This window comes from Aquimarina sp. TRL1 (assembly GCF_013365535.1).
GTDB classification, from domain to species: Bacteria; Bacteroidota; Bacteroidia; order Flavobacteriales; family Flavobacteriaceae; genus Aquimarina; species Aquimarina hainanensis.
Genome location: NZ_CP053590.1, coordinates 2,451,514 through 2,464,749, shown reverse-complemented (window position 1 = coordinate 2,464,749; position 13,236 = coordinate 2,451,514). Strand labels below are relative to the sequence as shown.

Here is a 13,236-nt window from a genome sequence, read left to right as displayed (position 1 = left end):
ACAAGTTCTAAGTGTATGTTGCTGAATAACGCATAAAAACAACATCAACGAAACCAAACACCAGTCATGCTATTACGAAAACTATCTTTTATAACGTTACTGTTTTGGACTTTTACTTTTTGTAACTCTCCTAAAAAAATCAAAAAAGAAAACATCAGCTTGCAGGTATGTGATTCCATACATGATTTTGAAGTTCCGGAATGGTGGGGAGAAACAAAGATATATATTAATGATGCTATCATACATGAGTCGACTTCGATCAATGATTATATGACCCTCACCAGAAAAGAAAGAGAAACCTTATACAATAGTTATGAAGAAAACGTAGAAAATTATCAAAAGTGTTACCTCAAAACCAGACATGCGTATACCGCTATAAAAAATGAAAAAGATGAAAATTTCTTATCGCTCCTTTGTAGCGAAATCCCTCACCACCTTTCTGTAGAAATCTGGAAGAAAAAGTTCGAATGTGAGAAAAAAAGCTATATAGCAGAGAGAATTGCGGATGATTATTTTTATATGTGTGATTTTGATCAGGCGCTACAGTTTTATAAAATAGCATTGCAAGTCAATGAAAAAGAAAAAAAACAGGAAACTGATGAAAAACAACTACATAGTTATGATTATTACAGGAAAGAGATCGGAAAAAAAATCCAAAAGTCTCAATCTGCATTGGATGAAAAAAGAGAGGTAGGGTATGTTTGTGACTTTAGAGATACATTAAATGAGCTACTGGAACACATTGAGGATTATAAAAACCCGAAAAGAAAAAAAGCCGTTATGTCTCTTATCAAAAGTCAATACCAAAAAGACATATTACAAGCAATAGCAGATAAGAACACGGACTATTTCTACGAGACTAAATCTGATTATGAAATTGCCTTATGCAATTTACTTTTTGAAGATGCTAAAAAAGAAAATCCTTTGATATTAAATAAGGAACTCAAAAATCAGGTAATACAAAACTTTAAGGATTTTACCATGACAGCTGCCGATTTCGACATTGGTATTAATGATGTGGGTATTCTTAACAGGGATAAGGAAGAATGGCTGATCTCCTTTTGGTCATCCATTGAAGACGTACATGGGATAACAGTTGTTTATTTTAAAGGCTATGAAATTACCAGTGTACATAGTGTGGATTAATAATCCGCTACTGTTTTCTGAAGTTACGAAGTACACTATTAACGAATTCATAGTACATAAAGTCAGTAGTAACTAGTTTCAGTGCAGGAAGACTATTTTATAGTACTTGTTTTAATATTGCGAAGCAAATTGCTAAAAAATGTCGTTTACAACTATAAAAACATAGCTGGCTTTCTACGGCGGGAACAGCATAAATACAGCAATATTTGAGGAACGAGAATACTGGATTTTATGTTGTAAGGATTTTACTTCCCATAATGATAACGACAAGCTGCAATTAGTAATTGGTCATTTTCATATTTGTAAACCAATCGATGTTCTGATGTTATTCGTCTTGACCAATACCCTTGTAAATCACCTTTTAAAACTTCGGGTTTTCCAATGCCTTCAAAAGGTGTTCGCATACAACTTTTAATGAGTTCGTTAATCCGTTTTACTATTTTCTTATCGACTTTCTGCCAATACAAATAATCTTCCCAAGAAGAAATAGACCACGTTAACTTCATCTATTCAATTAAATCTTTTTCTATACCATTTCCTGCTTCCAGTTCTTTGATAGAGTTTAATAAAACATCTCTGTTTTTCCCTGTTAGCAAATAGGTTGTTTCTTTTAGTGAATTGTATTCATCTAATGATATTAAAACGAGGTCTTTTCCGTTTTTACGCTTGATAATAATATCACTTACATCATTGATTACTTTATCGAACCAATGTTTTAGATTTGAACGAAATTCTGTATAATTTACTGTTTCCATAATACAAATATACAAAAAGTACCTAAACAGGTACTTTTAAACTACATAGATCCAAGTTGTTTACCGTTACGTGCATCCTGTCTAATCCTTCTAATTTTATACCGCCTAACACAGTAATTTCTAAAATAATTTTAGGACAAGACAGTTATATAGTACTCTTTTGCTTACTCATTACCGCCACGAGAAAGGATTCTCGCGGTAGCTGTTACTTTGACATACTCCCGCTATCTGGGGATTAATAATCCACAGACCCGATGCTAAAGCTAGATTAGCTTACTCCTAAAACACAAAAAAACTACCTCACAATTTAATGCAAGGTAGCTTTTATATTTATTGTTATTGCTTACTCATACCCGCCACGAGAAAGATTCTCGCGGTAGCCATTACTTTGACATACTTGCGTCATCTGGGGATCAGGATTTACCTTATCTGCTAACTACCCTACCAAACGAAAGGGGTCGTGAGGTAGCTCGAAATTATTAATAACATCAAACTACATTTAGAAAAAGATTATATGACATTTTAATAATCTATTTTAAATATTTAGGTTTAATTGAAATTATTTTTGTTAAATAATAGATTTCTGCTTCTATCTCTTTCCTTAATTCATGGCCATCTTTATCAATAATATAAGTTTTACCCACCCCCCCATAAACACACTCAAAATCAACATCATACAACAAATACTTAAGATTTCCATCAAAAGAATAACTTACATTATGATTTATTGTTTTTTTAGTTTTTTTAATATGCTTTTTAACTTTTCTAATTTGCTTTTTTGTTAAACCATATTTTAATGTATCTGTTTCTATACTTGGGTTTAACATTAAGTCAAAAATTTTCTTTTCTTCTGAAAAATCTATGTCTATTATTTTTAAATAAACTGGGGGTATTTTATATACAACATCATAATTAATTTCCTCATTACTAAAACTAACAAATTCTGGGTTTTTACTAGTTTTTAATGGAGAAAAATTAAAACATAAATTAAATTCTTTTTTATCACACAACTCCAATGCTAGAGTTTTGTTAATTCGCAATACCTTATCAGTTTTTTCTTTGGTTTGAGAAAAAAAAATACTTGGAAACAAATACAATAGTAGTAATAAAATTAAATTAGTCGTTTTCAATAGTAGATCTGTTCGTATTATCATTAATAATAGTTCTTGAATTTTGCATACTCGGCTTGATCTTCCCTTTAGAACCTTCATTACTTTGTAAGCCTTTTTGATCGTATTCGTACTCTCCATTGCCATCACTATCATCACCATGCTTATGTGCTTTTGCCATATTATGACCTCCTTCATGAACAATTATATCTAGTAAAGATAGTTCTGTTTTCCTTTTACTATTTATATATATAAAATTATAATCAGGAAACCCTAAATAACCTTCAGAGACAGCAGCTCCACCTGTATTCGGATCAAATCTATTATTCAAGACCCTAGCAAACTTATAAAGTGTTTTTAAACCATCATTTTTTGTTAAGACAGCTGTTTTATATAATTGGCTTAATTGCCCTTTAGGACTCATTCTATTCATGATTATACCTTTTCCTTTAGGAGCTTCTTTCATAAAATTTATCATTTCATTCACGGTTTTTCCTTTAGAAAGCGTAAAATCATATTCAACGTCAACTTTATAATAGGAAGTAACTCCTGCATCAACAAGTTTTTTTGCATACTTAGCTCTATTTTTGTCTGAAACTTTAGGATTATTAGCTTTTTGAGCCCATTGTAATTGTTCTCCTTCTAAAAATTTAGCTTCACTAGTAGAGGTTGGTAATGTTATTGCATAATCTCTATAATTACCATCTGAAAACCTTTTCCTGAAAGACTTCGGATTAACACTATTTTTCGCTAAACCTCCCAAAGGATTATCTTCTAGAATTTTATAATCTAATTTAATCGTAATCTTTGCCTTACCCGGTTCATTCAATGTTGGATTACTTGATTTAGCAACAATTAGCTTTTCCGCTCCTTCTAAATCAATAGCATCTATAACTCTGTTCTCACTAAAAGCATAAGGACTATTCCAAGGATATTCTTTAAATAACGGATCTACTGCAAAGAACCTACCTACCCGAGGATCGTGCATCCTAAACTTAAAGTTAATTGAATTTCCTTCTCCTTTAACCTCATCATCTTTTTCTTGCCCCTGGAACCCATATCTATAATCATCAGATTGTCCATTTCTGTTCGGCAGTAACATCCCAAACGGATAATAATCATTATAACTAAGAACGTCTGCTGTAAAGGTAATATTATTATTTCCTTCTCCATCTGCTCCGTCAGAAGTCGTAATTGTTACATTATCCAAGATAAAAGTATCTACTACCTCATCTTTATCCCTGGTTCGTGCCCAACTGATATTGGTTACTACCTGAGTCGCCGTAAAAGAAATCTGATGTCTTCCACTTTGCTGAATAATCATATGAGTAAGCAGTTCTCCAAAAACTTCGGTTTCCACTCGTATTTCGGGGGAGGTAAGTAATTCCAGATCAAATGCCACAGTATATTGTTTCCCTGGTTCGGTAAGCATCGTATGGATAATTCCTTCCCTGGCATCATCAACTGCTGCATGCAGTACATCATCAGTAGTGGTAATGACAGCTGGTCCATATGGATTCCAGTCATTGTAATCCTGTATCCGCTCCCAACCGGTAAAATCATATGTATGCAGGATCTGACCTGTTGATCCAGTACCGGTGATTTTTCGATCAGAAACCACACTCAGCACATTCCCTAAATGGTTGCTTAGTTCAAAACGTTTATCTCCTAACTTCTGCGTTACTTTTCTTGGAGCCATTGCTGGTTGTGCTTTTATTCGTACCTTCTTTTCTTCCAGTCCTAAGCGGCTGCTTCCGTAGAGGTGATGCTCTGTCAGTGTTACTTTCTTCTGAGCAGAAATCTGCTCCGGATCGGATTCATTCGTCGTATACACCCCCATTACATTCCCTTGTGCGTCCCGGACATAGGTAGTTACTTTTTCTTTTTTATTCGGGCGTGCTACAATCTTGGCAATTCGGTTTCCTAATCCATCATATGCAAATCGGATTCGGGTTTGATCGGATTTGGTTATTGATTTAACCTTACCATCTACCCGCCATGCAATGGCTGTAATTCCTTCTGCTTCATCCTTGGTCAATTGCCCGATAGCATCATAAGTATAATTCCCTGCTGATTGAGTGGTAATATCATTAAACTTCTTTCTGCGAACTGCATCTGTAACATGATCCAACTGATTCGTATTCGGTTTGTAGGTATAACTCAATTCATCCATACGTACCGGTTTCCCTTTTTTGTTTACTGCCGTTCGGTTCAGGGTTTGTAGGTTTCCATTGCGATCATAACTATAAGAACTCGCATAGTTTGCTGCTGTTGCTCCGGCAATATCATACCCCTGCATGGACTTAATTCGGTTTAGCTGATCATATCGATAATGATTGAACTGTAATCCTTTGGGCTTTTCTTTATGATTCAGCAGTGCTGTTGTCATCTGCTTGATATTCCCATTATACAGGTCTGCCGGGTTCTGGGTTGCTGCAGCTGTTTTTACAAATGCATTGATCGCACCAATGGGTTGATAATCCTGTTCAAAATATCCCAATGCATATCCATATACATCTTTAGCCGTTTGTGCTACTCCATCAGCACCCGGGTCATTTTCTGAATTCAGCATATCCGAATTAACTCCTTTTAACCATCCTTGCAGGGTATAGGTATAATCTTGTCCTTGTACTTGTTCTTCTCCTAATACCGTACGTGCCAATGGACCATGAGCAAAATAGGCATATCCTGCATCTTTCTCCCACAGATACCCATCGGTAGAGGTCGCTACCTCAATAATCCGGTTATCCGCATCATATGTATATCGATGGATCAGCTGATCGACTGCTCCTTTTTGATAAACAACCCTATTTACATTCCCACTGATCAGGTCGTATTCGTATTCTATATGTTTTATCCCGGAAAACGGATCTTCCTGAGACAAAGCCAATAATCTATTGTGCTGTACCAGTTCTTTGACATTTCCATGAATATCATAGTGATAATACGTCGCATGTTGGTAATTGCGCTCCCGGGTTGTATCATCTTTCCAAACGTCATAATAGAAAACAGCAGTTACCCGATTACGTGCTGTAGCAGCAACTGTTTCATCCAATACAGGAATTGTATTAAAAATATCAGCTGCATAACTTACCGGTTCTGTATATCGCGTTCGGGTTACCTCATGTCTGATATCAGAAATCGCATCCGGATACGATTGCAATGACACCACTTCTCCGGTCGTTGTATTCACTAATTTTCCGGTAGTACCCGTAATCGCAACTGGTACTTTGGGTACAAACTCCCCTGCTTCTACTATTCTTCCTAGTCCATCGTATTTTGAGTAGCTAAACGTATTACTTGCTAACTGTTTTGCATTTTGAGATGCAATAATACGTCCCAGAGGGTCATAGGCAAATCGGGTGACTCCTCCATCCGGAGTAGATTGCCATACTAATTGATTTAGTGCATTATATGTATACTGCGTTTGCAATGTATGATCCGGTAATAAAGAAGCATCTTCTATTTCGGTATTAGCAGCCCGATAACTATTAATACGATCATTCAGAGATCCACTTCCCGAATCCGTTTCTAATTCTTCATCTGTAAATCGATCTACTCCCTGAGGAGGTACGGTCTGTATCAGGTTTCCTGCCTGATCATAATAGTACAGTGTATATTGATATTCCTTATCAAAATATTCCATATCAAACTGTTCTACGACTCCTGCAGTTGCCTGCTGGATATAGGCTTTGATAAACCGAGCTCGTTGCTGTTCCAAATACACCTCATAAGTATCCTGCATATACGTCTCATGAATACTCTTGGTCAGTTTTTCACAACTAGGCTCCTGATCAGGTGCTGATATTCCTCCCATATCGATCAGGAAAGGATCCGGAACCGGGATACAGCTTCCTGTAGCTTGTAGTGCTAGTAAATGACTAGTTGTAAATTCTCTCCAGGAATCCCTGTTGTCGGCAGTTGTTCTATCTACATAAGCCTTATACACATTAATTACAGTTTTCATATCGCTATAGCCATAATTAAAATCTGTAGCTCCAAAATCCATAATCGTCATATAAAATAAGGATTGAGTATCCCGGACATTAAAACGCTGTAAATAATAATTATAATCTGAGACTAAATACCCTAGGTGGTACTTACAAAAATCTTCCTGAGTATAGGTTTGTTCGGTATCTCCTATACGTTGTAAAATAGTTTCATAGGTAGCGAAAGCACCCGTACAACTAACCGGAGGTAGTGGTTGTGGGACACAAGGTTCTTCACAAGACGCATTAACTCGTGTAGCAAAAGTAGTTTGGGGAATTGCTCTAAAAGATGTCGGATGTACTACACCTTTTAATTCATCTGATTTTTTTTGAGTTACTTGTACCCTATATTGAGATGTACTCTGAACTCTATGAGCTCCTCCTCCTAAGTCAACACTTAATAATTCACAAAGTGGAATCGCAAAATTATACGTTGACCTTGTATTAGCTGGGTTTACTTCGACACGAAGAAGGTTTAATTCTACATTCTTGGCTAAGCGAACTTCTCCTTGCTTATTGCGATATTCAATACTAGCAAATTGCATTCTACTAGCACTATCTCCTAAAGGTCCTTCATGTACACGAATAATTCGTATATCTAAAATTTCTTCTACATCATAAAAATCTTCTTCAAACAACATTCGAAATAACAAACTTCCTGACCTGTTAAGATTTCCTGGATCAAACATTGCCTGAATATCCATAAATGATTGATTAGAAATATACATATTTCCTTCCAAATCATCCCTTAATGATGTATTGTAATTCCTAAAGGTATTATGATAAATCAAGTCTGGATAATTAGCGTTATAATATGGTTCTAATACTGTTCGAAACCGATCATTCAATCGTATAGTAGTTCCAAAAAATAATTCATCAAAAATACTATCTGCTACTACTGTCCCATTTTGAGATGCTACTAAATGTGCATTAATAATAGTCTTTAATGTTTCCTCTAATTGGTTTTCCAGATTAACACTTATCGGATCCATGCACATATCCACATCTATATTATCCAAATCATCAGGATCTGATTGTAATGGATAATAGTTGTATTTCTCCAACAATTCACAATCAAAGGATAGATTAGAGAAATTTCGACTATTATAGATAGGAATATTCAATCTTTCCTGCGAGACATACGCTACCATACGATTTTCTGTAGTTGTCCCATTAGTGTATAGTATTTCAAAACGAGAGGAATCAATTTGCTTAATTTTCGTAATTGTAATCTTCTCTAAGTCAGTTTCTTTTGGAGCATGAATATAAAATCGAACTCTGGCAATATCTGAAAAACGAAATTCCCAGAAAAAAGAAGAACTCTCATATGTAAAAAGTCCATATACATGATCTAGATTCGAGTAATCAATTCGTTCATCACATTTATTCTGTGGATTAATCTTACAGTAGTGTCCGCTATTAGCGGTAAAAAAGTCTTGCAAAAATGTTGTATACTCAGGGTATTCTTTTATAGGTATTAATTTCTGCAAATTATCCGTCATTGGCTTCCCTCTGGTAATGATTGCATTCATTAAAGTTGTCATATCCTCTCCAAATCGCTGTTCCAGAGAATCATCAATACATATCGGATTCGCAGGGCTCAAATGATCATTTATATCCCCACAACACAAAAAGTTAAGAATGCGTTCTTCATTTTCTCCTGCACTTCCTGCAATCGTCAGTTCTTTTCCTGCCCAGGTAATTTGTACGGTCTGCCCTATGATGGTATTGGACACCCCTTCTTGCAGACCAAAACTAACGGCACTGACTTCTCCCTGATTCGGAAATGATTCGTCCAGATTCCATCGCATTTTTTCTACCCCATCTACAGTAATTGTATAGACTCCTGTTCCTTCTGTATTCCAAAGCACACTGCTTCCTGTACCAAAAAACTGAGCCAGATAACTATCTGCATATGCTGTTAACTGACCTATTTCATAAGAGGTTGCATTAAGTTGTCCTAAAGAGATCAGCTCATTTAATAAGGTAGGTAATGCTTTTGACACAGCACTTTCTATATTACAGTCTCCTGTCTCATCCCAGGTATTTCCTGCTCCTAAAAACACTCCCACCCCATTTGGAGTTCCAACACTACATTCGGCGATACGAGCCTCTGTGATTCCATATACAATAATTTCTTTCTGCACTCCCTGATCTTCTATCATTGCTGCTAGCTGATAGGAGAATTTCTTTTGAGAAGCATTATACACTGAGTATATATTTCCTATATGAGTAATGTGCCATCCCTGTCCATAATCGTTCCAACTAAGCCCTGACGGAATATTGAGTGTATGTGTCGCTCCTTCTATTACGGTTCCTACCTGTAGTTGCTGGGTCAATTGGTTTCCCCTAACCGACCCTACGATCTGTACAGCCTCACTCGCAGGAAAGACACCTCCCATTTCTTCATATAAGGCAATTGTAAAATAGTTCCCCTGGTATTCGTAGGCAGATATCGGACTGACCCCTTGTTCATTAATCGCCATAAAGTATCCTTCCCAGTACATTTCCAAATCTCTTGCTAATGGACATACTCCGGTATTGATATAATAATCGTAGTTAATCTGTTCTTCCATATCAGCAAGTACGGTCTCAATACTTGCTCCGGAGTTATAATACATATCAGTAGGCTCAAAACGTTTTTGCTTATGCCTATAGGCAGTAACTTCGGAATACTCGCATAGGGCATCTGTTGTTCCGTTCAGATAGGTTTGCAAAGCAGATACTGCTGTATAATGATAGGTATCTAATCGGGTAATAATACTTACCGGAGCTTCTGACACCCCAATACATCCATTGTAAAACCCATTTTTCATTGCATACGCATCTCTAAATGTAGATAGAATACGTTGTTTTACCGCGATGTAATTTGTCTTATAGGAATTCCAAAATTTGTTTCTCTGCTCTTCTTGCAAATTACTTACTGCTCCAAAAATAGCTGCAGTAGTTGCCGGTACCGTACATGTCTGTAAGGTATTACATGCAATGGTTTTGTATACAGAAGACATCAATGAGGCATTAGATCCGTCATAATTACTGGTCAACGCTTCTTCTATAATTGTTTTTCTGGCAGTAAAAAGTGTATTACTTTCATAGCCTCCTGAAAGTGCTCTTGAAAAATACGGGTCCTGATCTGATAAAGTAGTTGCCGTAGCGGATAACATTCCTTTCTGCACTGCTTCGTCAAAACTGGTAATCGAATGCAGATATGTATCATACCCATCAGGATTAAAAAAGACATCTGTTGTTCCCGCCTTAGCTACTTTTAGGTCGCACACAGCCTGACTATAACGTAAATATTCATACTCCGGGTGGTATACCAATAAAGAATTGGCCCAGCTATCCTGCCATCTGTCAGGATGTAAAAAATCTGCTACTTCTTTGAGGTATTGAGGTTCTACATATGCTTTAGAAGGGTCATCAGCATCTTCCTCTACAGGGCTTCCTTCCACTATCTCTGGTATATAATTGATTAGTTCTTCTCCATCTTGCGTAGTGGTTACTTCTCGCTGCACTGTTACATAGCTAATGGTACCTTCTCTGTCATAATAGTGTCCAGCGGTATATAATCCTGTCCCTGATGTAGGATTGGAATCATAGATATCATGTCTGGGGTTTCTCCAGCTATTATGTACCTCTTCTGTTAATCGGGTGCTTAACAATCGATTATTGTCGTTAAAAACAGTAATCAAATTAGTACCCCCTGCCTGCAATTCTCCTCCATACTGTCCCAGAGGTCTCATATCTTGCAATAATTGTTGTCTGGCTGACTGACAACTAATTGACCCTGTAGTATCTTCATCTGCGCCTACACTTGCATCAGCACAAGGAGCATTACAGGCTTCCAATGCCTGATCCCATTGTTTAGCGAGACTTTCTTCTAACTGTGTTCTTTCTTCTGCGGTTAGTAGTGCTAACTGTGCCGGATCATAACTCGCTATTTCTTCCTCTACATATGCCTGTCTGGCAGCCGTTACTGAAGCATGTCCTGCCAACAAACTATCCGTACATTCTTCACAGGTACTGAAACATCCATCTAATAACAAAGGGGTAGTATAAATACTGGTAGGTGCTACATAGCATGGATCTTCCGGATTCTGTAACCGGGCGATATAGGCATCTGCATATTCTTGCAACTTATCCTTATGTACCGTTAGTGCCTTACTAATGGCAAAACTTCCTCGCTGTACTGGTACCTCTAAAGGGTCTAATGTTATCCCATTGGATGTTGAGCCTTCCAAAATAATCGGCATACGATCAACTGCTGTAGGCATCAAGCTATTTGCTTCCTCATCTACTATATCTATCGATAACTCATATGCCATTGGATAACGCGCTTCACATACTTGATTTTCTCCTATTGCAGTTTCAAAAATAAAGGTTGGTTGATCATGAGTAAGGGCATACATAAACTTTCTGGTTTCTTGATGCACCGCCATCTTATTGGCCGTATACATCAATCTATCTCTTATTTCTCCCCAATTGCCTGTATTCTGCAAATTATTATTATCCTCGGCTGTATCTGTATCAGTTCGTCTGATCTTCCCTAATAAATCTGTTAATAACTGCTTATGCAATCCACTTTCATCTTTCTCATCATCCAATCCGATCACAGCATCAGGGCTATATCCAGCCAAGGCCGTAGCAATCGTGCGCCCTTCCGGGTCTATATAGTTTATACTTAACTGACGATTAGGATCCAGCACCATATTTTTCTTGTAATGAGAAGCTTTTCCTACTGAGTATCCAAACAAGCGGTTTAATTCTTTTTGTTCAGGTACCCCGTAAAAATATTCCATCTCATGTCCTGACCCCAACTGATGTGTTTCACCTACTCCTCCTTTTCTTCGGATACGTCCTGTATTATCAGCTGTATATTCGATTTGCGACATAGGGTATCCCTTGGCATCCGGCACCCTGTTTCTAAAGGGATCCGTAAGTGTATTTTCTGATGAGTAGTATTGAGCAGCTCCCGACTGGGTGCCCATTCTTTTATCGTCATTAGGGGTATCAATTCTATTTTGAGTGTCTTTATCAAAAGCAGCATATGTATAAGCCTGCCCGGAATGTGTTCGTGTAAAATTCTGATAATACTGTAATTTTTCATCTGCTGTTGGAACGGGTAATACTTCTACAGCAGCCCTTCCTTGTGCATCGTAGATTACTTCTCCTACCACCGCATGATTATCTGTATTTATTTTAGTAACTGTCTGACGATTACGTAAACTTCCATCAAAATAACTTACCACTTCTTTTTTCTTTCCTTCTTCTGCATAGGAAGTCTGGAACTGCCAGTTTTTAGCCGCTTCATGTTCCACTGTTATTTCATAAGTATGCGGCCAGTCTGCTACTGTATTTTTTGGTATGTCTCCACTACTCCACATTCCATATCTCTCCCGGTTTGTATCTTCCAAAAAATGACCAACTGCCCGAATTCTGTATATTAAATATCCTTTGTCGTATACTAAAGGAATACGGTAGGTTCTACCAGATACCCGAACCCTGGTATTATTCTGACGAAATGTTTTTTCTGACAGGGCTATCTGATCTGCTCCTAAAGGGGTTGTATGTTGTGTTCCGTAATTATCTATCCAGGTCCATTCCAGTTCATATGCTTTAGCCCCTGCTACTGGTTCCCATGCAAATTGTATTTCTTTATTATGTATCACAGGGGTGGATACCAGTGGAGGAGTTGTCGATAGCGTTTCAAAACGTTCTTTGGCATGCCCTATCGTCAACTGAATATTTGCCGGAATGGTTCCTTCTGTATCTACCATACCGCCATTGGCAATGTCTTTATAGGAATAGGTACGTATATTTACAACAGCACCATATGCTCCCCTAAGAATACATGCTTTTTGAGCAATATGATGTCCTGCACCTCCTTTTCGATTGTTTTTTACTGTTAATTTATGTACTTCTACATCTGTCGCTATACGTCCATCAGCAAGTACTTGCTGCACTTCTAAAGTTATTGAGAAGTTATAACGGGTATACGGAGGGGTGTCCTTGTTTATTTCCAAACGTACATATCCATATACATCTTCATCTACTGTCTGAGGTGCCTCCAGTAAGGGAGAAGTATATGTTAAAGAGGTCTGCCCCTGATGTGCTTGTTGTATCTGATCAGGTGTAAACGTTTCTTTTTCCTGAGCAAGAAGCCAAAACGGTCCTAAAAGCAGGATAAAAAATCCTATAAAAATGCGGTTAAAATAATGTTTCGTATCGTACATAATA

The 13,236-nt window shown here is 37.1% G+C and carries 5 protein-coding genes; 1 reads left to right on the top strand and 4 read right to left on the bottom strand.

Annotated elements, in window-relative coordinates; translation table 11 throughout:
- Positions 1-66 precede the first annotated feature (66 nt).
- Complete coding sequence (locus tag HN014_RS09925) at positions 67-1,146, top strand: hypothetical protein (protein WP_176028726.1); 1,080 nt, start codon at positions 67-69, stop codon at positions 1,144-1,146.
- A gap of 245 nt (positions 1,147-1,391) precedes the next feature.
- Here the strand turns inward: HN014_RS09925 and HN014_RS09920 are convergent, their stop codons facing one another.
- The 4 genes from HN014_RS09920 to HN014_RS09905 all read right to left on the bottom strand — a co-directional run bounded on the left by HN014_RS09920 (position 1,392) and on the right by HN014_RS09905 (position 13,232).
- Positions 1,392-1,652, bottom strand: a complete 261-nt coding sequence (locus tag HN014_RS09920; RefSeq protein ID WP_176028725.1) for a Txe/YoeB family addiction module toxin — start codon at positions 1,650-1,652, stop codon at positions 1,392-1,394.
- Entirely contained in the window at positions 1,653-1,901 is a 249-nt protein-coding gene (locus tag HN014_RS09915) for a type II toxin-antitoxin system Phd/YefM family antitoxin (RefSeq protein ID WP_176028724.1), read from the bottom strand.
- 530 nt (positions 1,902-2,431) lie between these two features.
- The gene (locus HN014_RS09910) at positions 2,432-3,031 is read right to left on the bottom strand and encodes a hypothetical protein (protein ID WP_176028723.1); all 600 of its coding nucleotides are present in this window, start codon (positions 3,029-3,031) and stop codon (positions 2,432-2,434) included.
- A complete protein-coding gene (locus HN014_RS09905) occupies positions 3,018-13,232 on the bottom strand; it encodes an RHS repeat-associated core domain-containing protein (RefSeq protein ID WP_176028722.1) in 10,215 nt (3,404 codons plus the stop codon). The genes HN014_RS09910 and HN014_RS09905 overlap by 14 nt, the downstream gene beginning before the upstream one ends.
- Positions 13,233-13,236 lie beyond the last annotated feature (4 nt).